The following is a 17,987-nucleotide window of genomic DNA, read 5'->3' as shown; positions in this document are numbered from 1 at the left end:
CCCGACGCGTGCAGGAAGGGTTTAAGGGTTGAGGGTTGAGGGTTGAGGGTTGAGGGTTGAGGGTTGAGGGTTGAGGGTTAAAGTTTGAGGTTTGAGGTTTGAGGTTTGAGGTTTGAGGTTTGAGGACAGGAATAGCGGACACAAAAAAGGCCGCCAGAGGCGACCTTTTATTACTATAAATGCAACAACGCTATAAAGCTCACTAGCCTTTATCAGAGCGCGCGAAGCTGGCTCTGAGTTGCAATCCTTGCCATGTTCACCTGAACGACGACAGATTTGCAGAAAATGCATTTCGCTCCATGCGGATTGGCTCTTGTAACATCAAAATGTGATGTACGAAACTGTGAGCCATTACAGTGAGGACACTTAAAAGTAATTTTCAGTCCTTAGAGACCAACAACGTTCGCAGCAGCTGGGCCTTTGGCGCCATTTTCTACTGTGAATTCAACTTGCTGACCTTCATCTAATGAACGGAAATCGGTGCCCTGGATTGCAGAGAAATGTACGAATACATCTTTGCTGCCGTCTGCAGGAGAAATGAAACCGAAGCCTTTCTCTGCGTTAAACCATTTAACGGTACCGCGAATTTTGTTAGACATGCTTAAATCCTTAATATATCGAGCCTTCCGGCATAATGGCCTGAGAACAGATTTTAATCAGAACGTAAGAGAAGACTCAAAAAGAAGGGATGTCTCGCGACAAACTTAGAGATGAGAACTGCTTTGGTTACTTACTTTGATAGTGTCTGTTAATCAAACCGACGATTCATTAGGCCACACTTCTCACAGTGACGCAACTCCTAATTCAAATTAATCGTAATCCGTCGACTGGAGAACATGAAAGCGCGAGACTCTCTCAGGGAAGCAGCCTGGCAGGGCTCTGCAGCGATGCGTTCCTGCCGACATAAAGAGAAGTGGAGATACCCACAGAGCAAAAAAGGGCGAGGCTCACACCTCGCCCAAAATATGCCGATCATCAATCGTAGTAAGGAACCTTACGATCCACGCCGTTGATATTGATCAGCACAAAACCGGTCGGCGCGGTCTTGTTAGTCGGTGTACCCGCCGCAGTCGCCAGCGTCACCACCCCTTTCTCGTTGGCACCGATACCCGCCAGTCCATTGTGCATGCCGAAACGTGCAGCGGGTTTCAGGTTGCTGATTTTGGTGATGTCATCAACCATCGTCATATCTGACTGGAACAGCGAGCAGGAACCGGTATCAAAACGGGTTGGACCCGTGGTCTTCAGATTGAACATGGTCTCGCCGCTATTGGCTTTCAGCTTGACCCAGATTACGGCATAGGTGGTCCCTACCCGGCCATAACGAATGTCCAGCACAGAAGGTTGTCCCATATGGTAAGCATCGGCCCAGACCGTCTCCAGTCGCTGCAGGTTGATCAGGGTTTTACCTGTGGCCGGCATATTTACCGGTGAACCGGCGGTGCCGGACGGCGTGGTGGCATCCGCTTTACCGATCAGCTCCATCACCCATTGCTGGTTAGGCGCCGGGAAATAGAGCTGCCCCAGCCGATACCAGTTATCGGTAGCGGTGTTGTTCACCACTTTATAGCCACTGTAATAGCCGGCACGCAGTGAACCGGTCATGAACGTGCCGTAGTTCTCATCCCGACGGTAGCCATATTCAAAAGTCGATAGCCATTTGTTTCCGGCTATATCATTGGTGATTTTCGCCCCCGCCTGCAGGTTGATATGACGCATCACCACGCGGGCATTGTTGAGATTGAGCGGCGTGGCGCAATCTTCAATGTTAAGCGTTTCGATGTTCCAGCCCCCGTCCGACAGATCACCCGGGTTAGTCGTGTGCTCAATCCAGACGTTGCGCATGACTCCCTGTGTGACGCGCGGCATGTAGAGCGTGGCGTCCCCATAGCCCGACTGGAAGTTAGCATTACACAGCTCAATCGCTGTTGAGTGGTCCCAGTTTCCCTTTGGTGTATTTGACCAGCCGACATCAAACACACGGGAATAGGTACTGGAGCTGTAGATCTGATCGAATTTACTGTCGAGCGTATCCTGCAGTTTAAAGACAGTTCCCCCGGTGCTTTGAGCCTTGAAGCAGAAGATATTGACGATCTGGCCTCCAACAATCGTATTTTCAAAGAATGGCTGAACGTTGCTGCACTGTTCAGGCGTGACGGTGACTTTGAGAGAGGTGTCGACAGTTCCGGCGTTAGCCTGTCCGTGCCAGCAAATGCCTTTAATGACGATTTTGCGCGCATTCACCTTGAATACCGTATTCGCGCTTTTGTCAGAGACAATGGTGGTGCGGGGTGACGATCCGAGTTCGGTATCATCACCGCTGATACCAAAGAACGGCAACTCCGTATCGGTGAGATCGATGGGTGAAATCAGGAAGCGGCCACCCGGAAATCGCACCGGCATCGCTTTCACGTAGGTGTTGTAGGTCTGGGTCCATGCCAGCATCCGCTTGAAAGCATCAGTATCATCGGTGACGCCATCCCCTTTCGCACCGAAGTGCAGAATGTTCACTTCCGTAGGATCGTTGATGGTGCGTTTCCAGTAGAAACCGTTGCCTATCGCCACCGTACCGCCATCATCTTTTAGCGGTGTCGTACTCAGGAAACCGACAAAGTCTGCGCCACCCCGGAAGCTGGAGTCCTTATCGTAATAGCGTTTAAGGCTGGCGACTTCACCTGATTTTGGTGGAACAGTGGTACGCAGTTCAGCAAAAGAGTTAACTTCGATCATAGAATCCTCCTCAGGATCACAGAGATATCGCGCTGAAATCAGCGCACTACTTAGCCGCAGCCGGATGGCCGCAAAGGGAGTCCCACATGTCGTTGTGGGTGTTGATGGCGCGCACCGTACGAACGTCCATTTTTTGCGCGTCATCGCCGTAGGTATAAAGAGGGGAAAAAAGTACGCAGGCAGAGTCGGTAATCGCTACCGGCTCAGGGTTTGTGGTATTTCGACTGTTGCAGCTTGTCACGAGCAGCAGCGTCATCAAGGCTATGGTTGTCGGTCGCCACACGGTTAGCCTCCTCGCGGTTGTATTGTTGCTGTTGCGCCACCGCGCTAACGCGGGACGCCTCCTGTTGCGCGTTATCGACGTCAGAACGTGCTTTTTGCTGCACTTTGCCGATTTTTTTGCCGCCGAAATAACTGGCGCCCAGCGCCGCAATCACGCCAGCGAGTGCGGCCAGCCAGTGCCAGCTGCCGCCCAGTAAGGTGGTAATGAGAGTCATGGTTTCGCTCCTCCCGCCTGCTCCTTCGCGGTGAGCAGGTTTTTCTGACGAACAAACTGGGCAATCACCCCCATCGCCACCATGAATGCGCCTACCAGCCCCAGGTAGTTGTGGGGCAGAATCGATTTCACGTCCTCCGGCAGCACGTTCCAGGCATCAACGGCGGCAGAGGGAAATGACTGCGCCCAGGCGCTGAGCATGGAACCCAACGACGCAAGCCAGACAGACCAGGTTTTGAAGAGCAGGCGGGCATGAGAGACAAACTGCAGGGTGGTAAAGCGCTGCAGCAGCAGCAGAATGATGATTGCCGTCAGCACGGCAATGAGAAACATGAGCCATCTCATAGCAGCCCCCTGTAAATCGCATAGGTGCCGGTGCGCATCATCTCCGCATGACGCCGGGCCCGGCCCGGCGTCTGACGCGCCCAGAGGCTGTTCATCATCGCGTCAGCCGCATCACTAAACTGTTCAGCGATGATGGAGGTGAGCATGTTTTTGAACTGCAGGACGCCCTCCACGCCCAGTTGATACGTCATGCTCAGCAACACATCGGTACGAGCGTCATTGCACTTCGTCAGCGCATTGCGCAGCAGCTCCCTGCCCTGCATCTCCTGAACTTTGTTTTCCAGAATGCACTGCTTCCAGACATCACCGACGCGCCGTGGCACGCGGAAAGTGTAATTACTGAGCGACGCCCCTTTTGGCCCAATGCGTATGCCGCCCGCCACCGTGGGGAAACCCAGCGTGTCGAGATAAGGTATGTCGACATATCCCTCTTCAAAATTCAGTACTGCGATGATCTGGCTCATACGGACTCCTCAATGACGAATTAAGGCCTTCAGCCTTGTGAAAATAAATACATAACGCCCGCTGATCATTAACAAGCCCGGCACAGCAAAGGGCCTTGCTGAAGCTGCAGCAAAACTAAACAGTAATTCAGCAGATTGCGCCCAATGAGAGCTGGAGATAACAAAGCGTTAGCCGGAACGAAAAACGGCGCGCGCTTCCGCTTCAGCTCACGGCGTAGAGATGAACATGCGGAAGACAGCAATTGTCGAAACTGGGTGTTTCCTGACTGGTCACGCGGGGTGTTGTGATTGCGCGATCAACGCGCGGGGCGACCTGACGCTGGCAGATTTGCTCTGCACGCCTCAGGGTTGGTGGTTCAGCTGGAAAGTTCAATGCCTGATCGATGCTCTGTTGCAGGCTGCTGAGAGGCTGGCGCCGCCGATGGCGACGCGTACGTGCGTTGCCAGTGAAAACGCTTTTGCCATAGTGAATAATCGCCATAACTCCTCCTGTGAATGAGTATTTGGCGATGGGGTGGCAGGCGCGAGCTTTCGGGAAACCGAACGGACCCGAATGTCGTATATCGCGGTCGCACGCTCACCGCCCGGCTGCGTAAGCAGCCAGGTGGAAAGTAAGCGAGGGGAAATAAACGGCATCTGACGACGCTGCATTTGCGCATCCACCCCATCCCAAAGTTCACTGACTTTTGGGTGGTATGATTCGCGCTTGTGCAGCGCCTGAATTGTTTAAGAGCGGGTCATCCCTGAAAAGAACGTCTTCGTTCATCCATGTCCAAATTATTAACAGGTTCTTATGCTTTATCAAACACTGTTGGTTAATTTTTTATTTACCGCTGGTTAAATTTATGAATTTATGCCGATTATTTTTTTGCAGCTCTCCGGAGAAAAGCGGCAGAAACGGCTTTAGCCGAGAATTTGATAGTGTCGCGCCTGGCTCATAATCACTTTTGCGAGCACCTTCAGGCTGGTGACCTCATCACGATTGAGATACCACGTTTCATAGCGTTTATTATCTGATATCACTGCAATTTTTTTATGCTGCAGCTGCAGGCGTTTGAGGTAGAGCTGCTCGTCGAGGGTAAAAATATAGATACCATCGCCGTCAAACATCCGCACGCTGATATCCACAAACAGCTGATCGCGCGGTGCAAAGGTGTCAGCCATAGAATCACTGTTGATAGCGATCAACCGAATGTTTTCCGCCGGACGGCCGTTGAACAGAACCCGTGCCTCATCCAGACCATATTCAATCGCCTGGATAGTCTCGACAAACTCATCGCGCGCGGGCAGGCCCGCAGCACTGCGCTGACCAATGTCGAGGCTATCAATACGAAACACACTCTTTTGGCCAGTGAGTGTACTCATCGCTACAGGTTCAGTGGATTGCTCCATGCCGTACTGGAGCCACTCTACCCTGACGCCCAGCAATTGACTGAGTGCCAGTAAATTGCCGCCATCAGGCACTGACTGCGCGTTAAACCACTTCCACACGCCTGGCGTTGAAATTTTACAGCCCTGCTGCTGCAGAGCTCTGGCAACCTGTTTGTTTCGTCCATGTCCGACAATGCCGGCACTCTCACAGGCCGCTATCAGCCTGGCGGTGAAAGCTTGTCTTGTACTTTCTTTTTTAACCATTAGTTAATAATCAGCCATAGAAGAGATACTGGATGTTATTTTCGTTATTGCTACCAGTTCATTTTATATTACCGCTCGTTTACTACCTAACCGCTTTATCAAGCATTGCTAACTATCATTATCCGCTTCAGCCTGCGGCTAAACAAAAAATATTGCCTCAGGCCGCTTGCAGCCCCGGCTTTCAGGAATGTTCCGTAAGAAATTGCGTGAATATCAGGCAGCATAATTGCCAGGGATGACGAGAACAGAACAGAAAATGATCTGATGCGCAGAAAATCCTATCTTTCACTGGTCCGAAAAATCGGGATAAAAAAAACGGGAGCCTTTGAAAGACTCCCGCTTTGTTAAAAATTATCGTCGTTATGGGCGGAGCGTATCGTCTCCCCACGCTATCCATTTATAGGTGGTCAGCGCCTCTAACCCCATGGGGCCACGGGCATGCAATTTCTGTGTACTGACCGCCACTTCCGCGCCCAGGCCAAATTGACCCCCATCGGTGAAGCGGGTGCTGGCGTTGACATAAACCGCTGACGAGTCGACCTGACGAACAAAACGCGCGGCATTACGCGTATTACGGGTGAGGATAGCATCTGAGTGCTGTGTGCCGTGCGTACGAATGTGATCGATCGCCTCATCCATATCCGCCACCAATTTAACGTTAAGATCCAGCGACAGCCACTCGTCATTGTATTGCTGAGGATTCACGGGTTTCACCGGGGCGGGGCCATGCTGAAGTTGTGCCAGCACGTTGCTGTCAGCATGCAGCGCGATTCCTTCCTGCGCCATTCGCGCGCTGAAAGCTGGCAGAAAACGTTCGGCCATCGCCTGGTCCACCAGCAGCGTTTCCAGTGAGTTACAGGCGCTGGGACGCTGTTTCTTGGCGTTGACGATCACATCAAGTGCCGGTTCAATCTCCATCGTCTCATCAATGTAGATATGGCAGACGCCAATGCCGCCGGTAATCACCGGAATGGTGGAGTTCTCGCGACACAGTTTATGCAGCCCGGCTCCGCCGCGCGGGATCAGCATGTCGACGTAGCGATCCAGCTTCAGCAGCTGATTCACCAGCTCGCGGTCAGGATTTTCAATCGCCTGGACAATGGCTACCGGTAAACCGTGCTGCTTCAGCGCGTTCTGAATGACCCGAACGGTGGCCGCATTGGTGCGCCAGGTCTCTTTGCCGCCACGCAGAATAGCGGCGTTGCCGGTTTTCAGGCACAGACTGGCGACGTCAACCGTCACATTAGGGCGCGCCTCATAAATCACCGCAACGACGCCCAGCGGCACGCGACGGCGTTCAATGCGCAGCCCGCTGTCGAGCTGACCACCGTCGATTAACTGCCCTACCGGATCGGCAAGCTGACAAACCTGGCGCACATCGCTGGCGATGCTGCTGAGGCGTTGCGGATTAAGCGTCAGTCGATCTAATAACGCGGCACTCATGCCGTTCTGACGCGCATCGGCTAAATCCAGCTCGTTAGCCGCCAGAATGTCAGCGCTCTCGGTTTCCAGCCGGTCAGCAATCGTCATCAGAACATCGTTCTTTTCTGCCGTTGACAGATCGGCCACGGTATACGCTGCGGCACGCGCCGCTTTTCCCATCTCTTCAAGCATTGTCCGCTCCTTAACTGACGATCATGTCGTCGCGGTGAACCGCCACCGGGCCATATTCATATCCCAGGATCTCGCTGATCTGCTGACTATGATGACCGGCGATCATTCGCATCGCGTCGCTGTTGTAGCGTGAAACGCCGTGAGCGATATCCCGGCCCTGCAGGCTGCGAATGCGGATCACTTCACCGCGCGAGAAATTTCCCTGGATTGCCCGGATCCCTTTCGGCAGCAGCGAACTGCCACGTTCGATAATGGCTGCCAGTGCACCGTCATCGACGGTAATCTCACCCGCCGGAGGCGCACCGAAAATCCAGCGTTTACGGTTTTCCAGTGGCGATTGCTGCGCATGGAAGCGCGTACCGACCGGCTTACCATCAATCACATCGCTGATCACGCCGCTGCGGCTGCCCGAGGCGATGATCACATCGATACCGGCACGACAGGCAACATCCGCCGCCTGAAGCTTAGTCGACATGCCGCCAGTGCCGAGCCCGGAAACGCTGTCACCTGCCAGGGCGCGCAACGCATCATCAATGATATGCACATCACTGATCAGCTCAGCCTCAGGATTGTTACGGGGATCGGCGGTGAACAGTCCCTGCTGATCGGTCAGCAGCAGCAGCTTGTCGGCGCCGCCGAGCATGGCCGCCAGCGCCGAGAGATTGTCGTTGTCGCCCACTTTGATTTCAGCGGTGGCGACAGCATCGTTCTCATTGATCACCGGCACAATATGGTTATCCAGCAGCGCACGCAGCGTGTCGCGGGCGTTCAGAAAGCGTTCGCGATCTTCCATGTCGGCACGGGTCAGCAGCATCTGACCAATATGAATACCGTAGATAGAAAATAACTGTTCCCACAGCTGAATCAGACGACTCTGCCCCACCGCAGCCAGCAGCTGCTTTGAGGCGATGGTCGGTGGCAGTTCAGGGTAGCCCAGGTGCTCGCGTCCGGCGGCCATTGCGCCAGAAGTCACGATCACAATGCGGTGGCCTGCGGCGTGCTGCTGCGCGCACTGACGAACCAGTTCCACCATGTGCGCCCTGTTCAACCGGCGAGATCCGCCGGTAAGAACGCTGGTACCCAACTTGACCACTAAGGTCTGACTGCCACTCATATTTCCTGCCGTAGAGAAAAATTTTTACGAAAGGACGTTTTAACAGGAGTCGATAAGGAAGCCAACAGCCAGCGGGGGAAAAGCACGAAATTACGCGGACAAGGAGGTAGACCAAAAGTTCATGGTTAACAAGAAATCATGAAAAGTGTCATAAAAAGTTCATCACTGACGGGTAAAAAGTCCGTGTTTTACAAAAACTTTCATTTTTTTACGTTGTTCACATTGGGATTGATAGCAAATGAAGAAAAGCACACTGGCCATGCTCCTCTCCACGCTGACGCTGGCTTCTGCCGCGCAGGCTGCCGAAATCTATAACAAAGATGGCAACAAACTGGATTTGTACGGCAAAGTTAAAGCTGAGCACTACATCAGCGATAATGCCAGCCAGGATGGAGACAAGTCCTATACCCGTATCGGCTTTAAGGGTCAGACACAGATTAACGACCTGATGACCGGTTATGGTCAGTGGGAATATCAGTACAACGTTAACAACTCCGAAGGCAGTGACGCCAACAATGGCAACAAAACCCGCCTCGGGTTTGCTGGTCTGAAATTCTCTCAGTACGGTTCGGTAGATTATGGCCGTAACTACGGTGTGCTGTATGACGTTGAAGCCTGGACTGACGTGTTCCCGGAATTCGGCGGTGACGGTACAGCCCGCTCTGATAACTTTATGACACAGCGCGCCACCGGTGTTGCGACTTATCGTAACAATAACTTCTTTGGTCTGGTCGATGGCCTGAAATTTGCGCTGCAGTACCAGGGCAAAAATGACGCGTCCAGCACCAACACCCGTACTGATATTAACCGTCAGAATGGCGACGGCTACGGTGCGTCTCTCGGCTATGCTCTGGGTGATTCTGGTGTGAGCCTGATGAGTGCCATCACCTCATCTGACCGCACCAACCAGCAACAGGCGCGCGCTTATGGCGGCGGTGACCGTGCGGATTCCTGGGGCGCAGGCGTGAAGTATGATGCTAACAGTGTCTACCTGGCCGCAATCTACACCGATACCCGTAATATGACGCCAATTAGCGGTACCAACCGTGCCACCGGCGCAGCGGTTGCGGGCGCAGCCAACAAAGCGCAGAACATCGAACTGGTGGCGCAGTATCAGTTTGATTTCGGCCTGCGTCCGTCAATCGGTTATGTACAGACCAAAGGCAAAGATATCGAAAACGGTATCGGCGATGCGGATCTGGTGAAATATATCGATGTGGGCGCGACCTATTACTTCAACAAAAATATGTCCGCCTTCGTTGATTACAAAATTAACCAGCTGGATGACGACAATGCGCTTTCGCTTAACAACGACGACATTGTGGCGATGGGTGTAACTTACCAGTTCTGATTTCAGGCTCGCAAACCGGGCAGATTTGGAGCTGGCAGCAACGCATAAATTCAACACGCAGGGAACACGGTCAGAAGAGGAAAGCGTCCCGCGCCAGGACGGCGCGGGCCGAGCGTGCCATGGATGGCGGCTTTTGCGTCTTTCCGATCTGACCGTGTTCTCTGAGAAGGCTCGATCCAACAGCGGGTCAGACTTCAACAAAAATGGCGAGTTTTTAAACTCGCCATTTTTTTCGTCTTTATTTCACTACACTACCCTATCAGGCGCTCAGCTTCACCGGTTTCTCATCGAAATCGCTGGCTGGGATCAGATCCAGCTCGAACTCTTTCAGCATCGCTTTCAGGCGGGTATGGAAATTCCGTAAGGTCTCTTCCACGCGCGCCGTGTTCTCTTTCCCCTTAATGGTTGCCACCGACCAGTCACCCTCTTTATCGAACAGACCGATATGGTAGACATAGGTAAAGTGGTCAGCCTGTGCTTCCAGCTCCATCCACCAGCCCCAGAACTCTCGCAATTCCGGTGCCGGTTTCACATTGACGCAGGCAGCCAGGCAGTCGAAGAAGAAACGGGTTTCGCCACATTTCCCATCGCGAATATAAGGCCCAAGCTCCGTAAAGCGCTTAAGCAGGCGACTGCGGGGATGACCACTTGGTAACGTCATGCTGATTCTCCATAGGTTTTGACCGCTATACAGCCTTGATTTCCGGACGGCCAGCACGACGCTACACCGCATGGGCCCGATGACGTCATATTTCACTTAGCGGCAGCCCGGAAGAATTCCGCTACTAGTTGTAGCAAATACTGTAAATTTTGCCAGTCACCTTTTTAAACGCTTCTCCAGCCAGTCACAAATTTCATTCAGCGCCTTATCAAAACTGGCCATCACCGGCTTCACCGGAATTCGCAACGCTTTGCCGTCTGAGGAAGAGTTTGCGATAAGCCTGCTCTCCTCTTCCGGGCTGAAGAGATCGTTTTGCCAGTAGCCCGACAGCATCGGCGTGGGCGTCCGGCGGCCCAGTAATCCCTGGGTTTTAAGCGAATAGCGGTTGAGTTCAGTGCGCAGCGCACTGTCGGAGGCGGTGGCCATACCCAGCCGGCTCGCCAGCATATCCATATACATATCCGGGATCGCATCCTGCAACGCCGTCTGGGTCAGCAGAGCATGCACAATCGGGCCCAGACAGGCGACCCCACGCAACCGCTGCGATTCCAGATAGGCCAGCCGCACGGCCACGTTAGCGCCAAAGCGATAACCGAATGCCGCCACGCGGGTATGGTCGACCCAGGGCACATTGACTAGATCGCGCAGCACCTGCTGATGCAGAAAACTGGTGTCCTGATTCAGCGTCCATTTCACCGAATTGCCCACTGACGGCACATCAATTGTCAGCATAGCAATGCCACGCGGGGCAAGGTAATCATGGAACAGGCGATAGTGATCGCTCTGTAACGAGTCGAGTGCGCCGCAAAACAGTACGGTGGGATAAGGCGCTTCAACATCCGGCGGCATATGCAGAAAGCCGCTGACCGGACTGCCGCCCGGAATAGCAAACGTCAGGATTTTCAGTTCGCCAGGCAACCGCTGAGTCGCCTCTTCATAGGCACGATTGGCCAGCGTCTGTGCCTGGTCAGCCAGTTCATCGCCTTTTATATAGGGATAAGCCGCAACGCTATAAAGATGGGCCGCATGTAGCCAGTCGTCGCCCGCCTCGCTGTCGTCGGATGCCTCCAGCGCTTTCTGCTGCCAGATGCCCGCCTGCTTAGACCATTCGAAATGCCAGTTGCCGCCGCGAAAACCAATCACGGTGTCGAGCAGCGTCTCATCAGTATGTTCAGCGTTGCTGATGGCAATACGTGCCAGCACTTCACTGATCTCCTGCGGCGTCAGCCCTCGCCATGTCCACATCAGCTTATTCAGCATGCGATACCAGCCGCGCTGGCTGTCACCCTCCAGGGCAGAGTGGACATTCGGGGTAGCGTGATGTTGGCGGCGAACCAGGGAAGAGGTTTCAGGATGTTTAAAGCGCGGCTTGAATAGCTCCTCGCTGAGATTTTTGCTCGACATACTCACTTCTCCTGCAACAGAACGGCGATGGCTAAGTGTACTGTACGGCAATTCGGGGTGCGAGGCTCAGAATGCACAACGCCCGGAAAACCGGGCGTTGTCTGATGTATATCAATCAGTTTTTTACAATCGGCGGGATATAAACGACACCCATATCCCACGGCTGCTCGATCCAGGTATCCTGCGGAATATCGACGATGTAATCATCAACCAGTGAACGACCGGCGGGTTTAGCGAAAATGGTGCAGAAACGCGCTTTCGGATACATTTCGCGAATCGCCTGCGCGGTGCCGCCCGTATCGACCAGGTCGTCGATTACGATAAAGCCTTCACCGTCGCCTTCTGCGCGCTTCAGGACTTTCATTTCACGCTGATGATCGTGGTCATAGCTGGAGATGCAGACGGTATCAACGTAGCGGATACCCAGTTCACGTGCCAGCAGCGAAGCCGGTACCAGACCGCCGCGGCTCACCGCGATAATGCCTGTCCACTGTTCAACAGGGAGCAGACGCTGGGCCAGTTTGCGGGCATGAATCTGAAGCATGTCCCAGGTAACGACGTATTTTTCGCTCATAAATAGAAATCCCAGCCAACCGAGGTGGCGTAAAAATGTGCAACGGGGAAAAGGTTGCGCGAGATTATAAGGAGTTGACGCACTAAAAACCAGCACCCGTGCGCCGGTTGCGGCTTTTTAGCGCGTCTGAGAGCGCACCCGGTAAAAAACAGTGATATTCTCAGGACTGGCTCGTCAGATTCTCTGACGGCGATTTTTCACTGGAAACTCGCGATGTCCGGCCTCGCCGGTACACTGACACAGGAGACCTGTCGTGTCTGAATTGTCTCAACTCTCTCCACAGCCGCTGTGGGATATTTTCGCTAAGATCTGCTCTATTCCCCATCCCTCTTTTCACGAAGAAGCGCTGGCGAACTACATCACTGGCTGGGCTAAAGAGCAGGGCTTCTGGTGTGAGCGCGATCAGGTCGGCAACATCCTGATTCGTAAGCCCGCCACTGCAGGCATGGAAAACCGTACTCCGGTCGCGCTGCAGGCGCATCTGGATATGGTGCCGCAGAAAAATAACGACACCGTTCATGACTTCACCAAAGATCCTATTCAGCCGTGGATTGATGGCGAGTGGGTGAAAGCGCGCGGCACCACGCTGGGCGCCGACAACGGCATCGGCATGGCTTCTGCGCTGGCGGTACTGGCTGATAACAGCCTGACGCATGGTCCGCTGGAAGTGCTGCTGACCATGACCGAAGAGACCGGCATGGATGGCGCTTTCGGTCTGCAACCCAACTGGCTGCAGGCTGAGATCCTGATCAACACCGACTCTGAAGAGGAAGGTGAAATCTATATGGGTTGCGCAGGCGGTATCGATTTCGTCTCCACCCTGCCGCTGACCCGTGAAGCCGTGCCTGCTGAGTTCCAGACCCTGAAACTGACGCTGAAAGGGCTGCGTGGCGGTCACTCCGGTGCCGATATTCATATGGGCCTGGGCAACGCTAACAAACTGCTGGCGCGATTCCTGGCGGCCCATGCGGCTGAACTGGATCTGCGTCTGCTGGCGTTCAGCGGCGGTACGCTGCGTAATGCAATTCCGCGTGAAGCCTTCGCTACCGTCGCGGTAGAAAGCCACAAAGCGGATGCGCTGAAATCAGCGGCAGCGCAGTTCCTGAGCGCCATCAAAAACGAGCACGGCATGAAAGAGCCGAACATTGCACTGGTCACCGAGCCGCTGGCGCATCAGGGCGATGCCCTGAGCACTGACAGCCGCGATCGCTTCCTGAACCTGCTGAACAGCATGCCAAACGGCGTGATCCGCAATTCAGACGTGGCGAAAGGCGTGGTCGAAACCTCACTGAATATCGGTGTAGTAACGATGGAAGCCGATCACGCAGAGATCAACTGCCTGATTCGTTCGCTGATCGACACCGGCCGTGATTATGTGGTGCAGATGCTGACCTCGCTGGGCCAGCTGGCTGGCGCGCAGACGAAAGCGAAAGGCGGCTACCCAGGCTGGCAGCCGGATGCAGACTCCGCCATCATGGCGCTGACCCGTCAGACCTACATAGCGCTGTTTGATAAAACCCCTAACATTCAGGTGATTCACGCCGGTCTGGAGTGTGGTCTGTTCAAAAAGCCGTATCCGGACATGGATATGGTCTCGATTGGGCCGACCATCACCGGGCCGCATTCGCCGGATGAGCAGGTTCACATCGAAAGCGTGGGTCTTTACTGGAAACTGCTGACCACCCTGCTGAATGTGGTGCCAGAAAAGTAATTCTGTCACAAAAAAAGTCAACCAGGCTCCGGCCTGGTTTTTTTATGCCTGTGACTTTTCACCAGCATAATTCGCTACCTTTTTCGCGCTTTCCCCTACTATTCCGCCACGTTCTCACGCTTCGCTGGTCACAGCCGCCATTATGTCCAGATGTCTGGATGGCTAATAAGATTTCGTGCTAGCTTATGCGCTTTCGGCTGTTGCCGCGCCTGAAGGTTCAGGAAAAAATGCGGCCAGTGTTTCTTCAGGAGAATCATCACATGCCAGGGGTAAACTGCCTTGAGATGCGTAATATCTCCATCGCTTTTGGCGGTTTTTCCGCGCTATCGTCGGTGGATTTCCGCAGTGAGGGCCATTCGGTGCATGCGCTGACCGGCGCTAACGGCGCGGGCAAGTCTACGCTGATGGCGATCCTTTCCGGCGCGCACAGTCACTACAGCGGCGAGATCCTGCTGGATGGGGAGCCGGTTTCTATCCGCACCCCGCGTGACGCGAAACAGCTGGGTATCCATCTGGTTCAGCAGGAAGTGGATGTCGCCCTGGTACCGCAGCTCAGCGTGGCGGAAAACATTCTGCTGGATCGGCTGGCAGAGCCAGGCCACCGCTATCGCTGGGGCGAGATTCGCCGTCAGGCCCGGGCCTTACTGGCTCAGCTCGACGTGGCGCTGGACGTTAACCGGCTGGTTGAGCGCTGCACTCTGGCGGAAAAGCAGCAAATACTGCTGGCGCGGGCGCTGTCGCATCACTGCCGCTTCCTGATTCTCGACGAACCCACTGCCCCGCTGGATCAGCACGAAAGCGAGCGGCTATTTGCCGTGGTGCGTCGTCTTAAAGCAAGCGGTATCGGCGTGGTGTTTATCTCTCACCGTATCCATGAACTCAAAGCGATCTGCGACCAGCTGACGGTGCTGCGTGATGGCCGGTTAATCGAAACCGGCTCGATGGCGGCGCTGAGCGGTGAACAGATCGTGGAGAAGATGCTCGGCCATCAGCTGACCGATATCTTCCCGGCCCGCCGTGAACAACAGGCACAGCCGCTGCTGCTGACGGTGGAAGGATTGCACGATGAGCAGCTGCTGCAGGATATCTCGCTGCGGCTGCATAAAGGTGAAATTCTGGGGATTGCCGGACTGGCCGGTGCCGGCAAAACCGAGCTCTGCAAAGCGCTGTTTGGTGCCAGCAAAAGCCGCGTCAGTGGCGGTGAACTGCACGGTCAGCCGTGGCGACCCCGTTCGCCGCACGACTCGGTCAGTCGTCGTATGGCGCTGGTGCCGGAAGAGCGTCGCAAAGAGGGGATCTTTATTGATGAATCCGTCGCAATGAACCTCAGCGTCAGCGCCGACGACAGCTTTTCGCGCTGGAGCCTGTTTGGTCATCGCCAGGCGTGGCGCTGGGCAGAACAGGTTATCCGGCAATTGCAGGTGCGCACCACCGGTCCGGCACAGACACTGCGACGTCTCTCCGGCGGCAACCAGCAAAAGGTGGCCATTGGCAAATGGCTGCGCAATAACGCGGATGTGCTGATCTTCGATGAGCCGACCAAAGGCGTGGACATTAAAGCCAAAACCGAGCTGTTCACCCTGATCGATAACCTGGCGCGCGAAGGGAAAGGCATTATTTACGCGTCGGGTGAATTTTCTGAACTGGTCGGCTTATGCGACCGGATTTGCGTGCTCTGGGATGGACGCATCGTGGCCGAGCTGGCTGCACGCGACGTCACTGAAGAGACGCTTTTGCTCTATTCCACCGGAGGAACCCCTGCGTGAGCAGCAAAGAAACCAGCCTGAACCTGACACCCTCGCCATGGCGTCACCAGTTGTTCGACTTTCTCTACAAATGGGGCATGTTGCTCACGGTAGTGATCCTGATTGCCGCCTTTGGCCTGGCCTCCGACAGCTTCCTTGAACCCAATAACATCATCAATATTCTGCGATCGATTGCCATTGTTACGGTGATTGCAATTGGCGTGTCGATATCACTGACCGTGGGCGGCTTTGATCTGTCGGTCGGCTCGACCGCCTCACTGGCGAATGCGTTAGTGATTTCACTGTTTGTCTGGTACGGCTTCGGCACCACCACCGCGATCCTGATTACCCTGGCGCTCTGCACGCTGGTCGGTCTGTTTAACGCCTTCCTGATTGTGATCCTGCGTATCCCCGACATGCTGGCGACGCTGGCAACGCTGTTTGTGATTCAGGGTGTGGCGATGACCTACAGCTTTGGCGGATCGATTACCGAGAACATGGTGCTGCCGAGCGGTGATATGGCGGAAGGCACTATTCCGGCGACGTTTGGCCTGCTCGGCCAGGTGCCAACCATTGTCATCATTATGCTGGTGGTGACCGTCGCCGCGCAGCTGGCGCTATCACTGACCAAACATGGTCGCCGGATGTACGCGCTGGGTGGCAATCCGGAAGCGGCGCGCCTCTCCGGCATCCGCACCACCCGTTATCGGGTGCTGGCTTATGTGATCGCCTCACTGCTGGCCGGTCTGGGCGGCATCCTGCTCGCCTCGCGTATCGGTTCATCGCAGGTTAACGCCGGAAGCGGCTACCTGATGGACGCTGTCGCGGCGGCATGGATCGGCTTCTCGCTGGCTGGCTCCGGCAAGCCCAATGCGCTGGGCACGCTGGTCGGCGCGGTGATTCTCGGCGTGCTGCAGAACGGTCTGGTGATGCTCTCTGTTCCCTACTACGCCATGGACATTATTAAAGGACTGGTGCTGGCTTTAGCACTGGCGATCACCTATATCCAGCGCCGCTGAGGCGCGTTTACCGGAGTTGATAACAATGCAAAAAATAACACTCTCGCTGCTGGCCCTGAGCCTGCTGAACGCCAGCGCTGCCTTCGCGGAGACCGTCACGCCGGTGCCTGCGGCTATCGCCAGCCATGATGGCCCGATCCGTATTGCGGTGATCCGCAACCTTGGTTCCGATGACAACACCACCCAGTTTGTGGCCGGTGCTATTCAGCAGGGGCGCCAGCTGGGCTTTAAAGTCAGCACCTTCCTGAGCAACGGCGACGATGCGCGCTTCCAGGATTTCGTGAATCAGGCGATCAGCCAGAAATATGACGGCATCGTGCTGTCGCACGGTAAAGCGCCCTACGCCAGCGGCCTGGTGAAGCGCATTGCCGACGCGGGCATCAAGCTGTCAGTATTTGATACGCCGGTAGATAGTCCGATTCCGGGCGTCACCGTCACCGCGCAGGATGACGCTTCACTGGCGCAGCTGTCGCTGGGTCAGCTTATCCATGATTTCAACGGCAAGGCGAATATCGTCAAGCTGTGGGTTGCCGGTTTCCCGCCGATGGAACGCCGCCAGGTGGTGTATGAAAAGCTGCTGAAAGAGAATCCGGGCATTCATCAGCTGGAGTCGATTGGCGCAGTTTCAACGGACGTACAGGGCGACACCGCCAACAAAATTGGTGCGATTCTGGCGAAATACCCGAAAGGCAAAATCGACGCAATCTGGGGTGCCTGGGATGCCTTCAGCCAGGGCGCTTACAAAGCGCTGCAGGAGAATGGCCGGACCGAGATCAAGCTCTACAGTATTGATGTCTCGAATCAGGATTTGCAGCTGATGCGTGAGAAGAACAGCCCGTGGATGCAGACGGTGGCGGTCGACCCTAAAACCATTGGCGCGGTGAATATGCGGCTGGTGGCGAAGAAGATTGCCGGTGAAGAGACGCCTGCGACTTACCAGTTTAAAGCGGCATCGATCTCTCAGCAGCAGCTCGTCAGCCAGCCTGGTGCGGTGAACGTCGCGTCGCTGAACAAAATCATTCCGGGCTGGGGCAGCAATGAGGATTTCGTCGCGCCGTGGTTTGCTACCCTGGCGGCGAAATATAAGAAATAATCCGGCGTCAGCCTTGCCGAACGGTGAGGCT

The 17,987-nt window shown here is 54.9% G+C and carries 18 protein-coding genes; 5 read left to right on the top strand and 13 right to left on the bottom strand.

All coding sequences use genetic code 11. From position 1 onward, the window contains the following. Window positions 1-212: 212 nt before the first annotated feature. The 10 genes from Q7C21_RS13330 to proB form a co-directional block, all read right to left on the bottom strand. A complete protein-coding gene (locus Q7C21_RS13330) occupies window positions 213-383 on the bottom strand; it encodes a cold-shock protein (RefSeq protein WP_085980553.1) in 171 nt (56 codons plus the stop codon). A gap of 3 nt (window positions 384-386) precedes the next feature. After that, a complete protein-coding gene (gene cspA / locus Q7C21_RS13325; RefSeq protein WP_003854408.1) occupies window positions 387-599 on the bottom strand; it encodes an RNA chaperone/antiterminator CspA in 213 nt (70 codons plus the stop codon). A gap of 376 nt (window positions 600-975) precedes the next feature. Beyond that, entirely contained in the window at window positions 976-2,730 is a 1,755-nt protein-coding gene (locus Q7C21_RS13320) for a glycosyl hydrolase family 28-related protein (protein ID WP_003854410.1), read from the bottom strand. 203 nt (window positions 2,731-2,933) lie between these two features. Continuing rightward, window positions 2,934-3,227, bottom strand: coding sequence for a hypothetical protein (locus Q7C21_RS13315; RefSeq protein WP_008924849.1), 294 nt, complete (start codon window positions 3,225-3,227; stop codon window positions 2,934-2,936). After that, window positions 3,224-3,571 carry a hypothetical protein gene (locus Q7C21_RS13310; RefSeq protein WP_008924848.1) on the bottom strand — a complete coding sequence of 116 codons (348 nt, stop codon included), beginning with the start codon at window positions 3,569-3,571 and terminating at the stop codon, window positions 3,224-3,226. Before Q7C21_RS13310 ends, Q7C21_RS13315 begins: the two co-directional genes overlap by 4 nt. After that, window positions 3,568-4,035, bottom strand: a complete 468-nt coding sequence (locus Q7C21_RS13305) for a lysozyme (RefSeq protein WP_375150781.1) — start codon at window positions 4,033-4,035, stop codon at window positions 3,568-3,570. The genes Q7C21_RS13310 and Q7C21_RS13305 overlap by 4 nt, the downstream gene beginning before the upstream one ends. A 202-nt stretch (window positions 4,036-4,237) precedes the next feature. Next, window positions 4,238-4,516: a hypothetical protein gene (locus Q7C21_RS13300; RefSeq protein WP_003854417.1), complete on the bottom strand. Its 279-nt coding sequence runs from the start codon at window positions 4,514-4,516 to the stop codon at window positions 4,238-4,240. Between the two features lie 422 nt (window positions 4,517-4,938). Beyond that, the gene (locus Q7C21_RS13295) at window positions 4,939-5,670 is read right to left on the bottom strand and encodes a S24 family peptidase (protein ID WP_008924846.1); all 732 of its coding nucleotides are present in this window, start codon (window positions 5,668-5,670) and stop codon (window positions 4,939-4,941) included. Window positions 5,671-6,030: 360 nt separating this feature from the next. Next, window positions 6,031-7,284, bottom strand: a complete 1,254-nt coding sequence (gene proA / locus Q7C21_RS13290; protein WP_039659021.1) for a glutamate-5-semialdehyde dehydrogenase — start codon at window positions 7,282-7,284, stop codon at window positions 6,031-6,033. A gap of 10 nt (window positions 7,285-7,294) precedes the next feature. After that, window positions 7,295-8,398 carry a glutamate 5-kinase gene (gene proB, locus Q7C21_RS13285; protein ID WP_008924844.1) on the bottom strand — a complete coding sequence of 368 codons (1,104 nt, stop codon included), beginning with the start codon at window positions 8,396-8,398 and terminating at the stop codon, window positions 7,295-7,297. Window positions 8,399-8,636: 238 nt separating this feature from the next. On the opposite strand from proB, the gene ompC reads away from it, so the two are divergent. Then, entirely contained in the window at window positions 8,637-9,749 is a 1,113-nt protein-coding gene (gene ompC / locus Q7C21_RS13280; RefSeq protein WP_003854421.1) for a porin OmpC, read from the top strand. A 259-nt stretch (window positions 9,750-10,008) separates the two neighbouring features. Here ompC and crl read toward each other — a convergent pair whose 3' ends face one another. The 3 genes from crl to gpt all read right to left on the bottom strand — a co-directional run bounded on the left by crl (window position 10,009) and on the right by gpt (window position 12,388). Beyond that, window positions 10,009-10,410 (bottom strand): sigma factor-binding protein Crl, encoded by a 402-nt coding sequence (crl, locus tag Q7C21_RS13275; RefSeq protein WP_003851176.1) that lies wholly within the window; start codon window positions 10,408-10,410, stop codon window positions 10,009-10,011. A gap of 156 nt (window positions 10,411-10,566) precedes the next feature. After that, on the bottom strand, window positions 10,567-11,814 hold the full coding sequence (frsA, locus tag Q7C21_RS13270) for an esterase FrsA (protein ID WP_008924842.1): 1,248 nt from the start codon (window positions 11,812-11,814) through the stop codon (window positions 10,567-10,569). 115 nt (window positions 11,815-11,929) lie between these two features. After that, complete coding sequence (gene gpt / locus Q7C21_RS13265) at window positions 11,930-12,388, bottom strand: xanthine phosphoribosyltransferase (protein ID WP_003851171.1); 459 nt, start codon at window positions 12,386-12,388, stop codon at window positions 11,930-11,932. Window positions 12,389-12,641: 253 nt separating this feature from the next. Here gpt and pepD point away from each other — a divergent pair, with 253 nt between their 5' ends. The 4 genes from pepD to Q7C21_RS13245 all read left to right on the top strand — a co-directional run bounded on the left by pepD (window position 12,642) and on the right by Q7C21_RS13245 (window position 17,956). Then, entirely contained in the window at window positions 12,642-14,099 is a 1,458-nt protein-coding gene (gene pepD / locus Q7C21_RS13260) for a beta-Ala-His dipeptidase (protein ID WP_375150780.1), read from the top strand. A 260-nt stretch (window positions 14,100-14,359) separates the two neighbouring features. Continuing rightward, on the top strand, window positions 14,360-15,865 hold the full coding sequence (locus Q7C21_RS13255; RefSeq protein ID WP_375150779.1) for a sugar ABC transporter ATP-binding protein: 1,506 nt from the start codon (window positions 14,360-14,362) through the stop codon (window positions 15,863-15,865). Then, the gene (locus Q7C21_RS13250) at window positions 15,862-16,863 is read left to right on the top strand and encodes an ABC transporter permease (RefSeq protein ID WP_003851161.1); all 1,002 of its coding nucleotides are present in this window, start codon (window positions 15,862-15,864) and stop codon (window positions 16,861-16,863) included. The genes Q7C21_RS13255 and Q7C21_RS13250 overlap by 4 nt, the downstream gene beginning before the upstream one ends. Window positions 16,864-16,888: 25 nt before the next feature. Then, window positions 16,889-17,956 (top strand): sugar ABC transporter substrate-binding protein, encoded by a 1,068-nt coding sequence (locus Q7C21_RS13245; protein WP_375150778.1) that lies wholly within the window; start codon window positions 16,889-16,891, stop codon window positions 17,954-17,956. The last annotated feature ends 31 nt before the right edge of the window (window positions 17,957-17,987 follow it).

Source organism: Pantoea sp. ANP04, from assembly GCF_041982285.1.
Classification (GTDB): Bacteria; Pseudomonadota; Gammaproteobacteria; order Enterobacterales; family Enterobacteriaceae; genus Pantoea; species Pantoea eucalypti.
The sequence above is the reverse complement of the archived record's forward strand: the minus strand, read 5'-3'. Positions and strand labels throughout refer to the sequence as shown.

What these genes read in the sequence shown, in the direction of transcription:
- Q7C21_RS13295 (WP_008924846.1), bottom strand. Translation starts at nt 5,670, where the DNA reads ATGGTTAAAAAAGAAAGTACAAGACAAGCTTTCACCGCCAGGCTGATA.
- cspA (WP_003854408.1), bottom strand. Translation starts at nt 599, where the DNA reads ATGTCTAACAAAATTCGCGGTACCGTTAAATGGTTTAACGCAGAGAAA.
- Q7C21_RS13320 (WP_003854410.1), bottom strand. Translation starts at nt 2,730, where the DNA reads ATGATCGAAGTTAACTCTTTTGCTGAACTGCGTACCACTGTTCCACCA.
- Q7C21_RS13245 (WP_375150778.1), top strand. Translation starts at nt 16,889, where the DNA reads ATGCAAAAAATAACACTCTCGCTGCTGGCCCTGAGCCTGCTGAACGCC.
- Q7C21_RS13255 (WP_375150779.1), top strand. Translation starts at nt 14,360, where the DNA reads ATGCCAGGGGTAAACTGCCTTGAGATGCGTAATATCTCCATCGCTTTT.
- gpt (WP_003851171.1), bottom strand. Translation starts at nt 12,388, where the DNA reads ATGAGCGAAAAATACGTCGTTACCTGGGACATGCTTCAGATTCATGCC.
- Q7C21_RS13310 (WP_008924848.1), bottom strand. Translation starts at nt 3,571, where the DNA reads ATGAGATGGCTCATGTTTCTCATTGCCGTGCTGACGGCAATCATCATT.
- Q7C21_RS13300 (WP_003854417.1), bottom strand. Translation starts at nt 4,516, where the DNA reads ATGGCGATTATTCACTATGGCAAAAGCGTTTTCACTGGCAACGCACGT.
- Q7C21_RS13315 (WP_008924849.1), bottom strand. Translation starts at nt 3,227, where the DNA reads ATGACTCTCATTACCACCTTACTGGGCGGCAGCTGGCACTGGCTGGCC.
- proA (WP_039659021.1), bottom strand. Translation starts at nt 7,284, where the DNA reads ATGCTTGAAGAGATGGGAAAAGCGGCGCGTGCCGCAGCGTATACCGTG.
- proB (WP_008924844.1), bottom strand. Translation starts at nt 8,398, where the DNA reads ATGAGTGGCAGTCAGACCTTAGTGGTCAAGTTGGGTACCAGCGTTCTT.
- ompC (WP_003854421.1), top strand. Translation starts at nt 8,637, where the DNA reads ATGAAGAAAAGCACACTGGCCATGCTCCTCTCCACGCTGACGCTGGCT.
- crl (WP_003851176.1), bottom strand. Translation starts at nt 10,410, where the DNA reads ATGACGTTACCAAGTGGTCATCCCCGCAGTCGCCTGCTTAAGCGCTTT.
- frsA (WP_008924842.1), bottom strand. Translation starts at nt 11,814, where the DNA reads ATGTCGAGCAAAAATCTCAGCGAGGAGCTATTCAAGCCGCGCTTTAAA.
- Q7C21_RS13305 (WP_375150781.1), bottom strand. Translation starts at nt 4,035, where the DNA reads ATGAGCCAGATCATCGCAGTACTGAATTTTGAAGAGGGATATGTCGAC.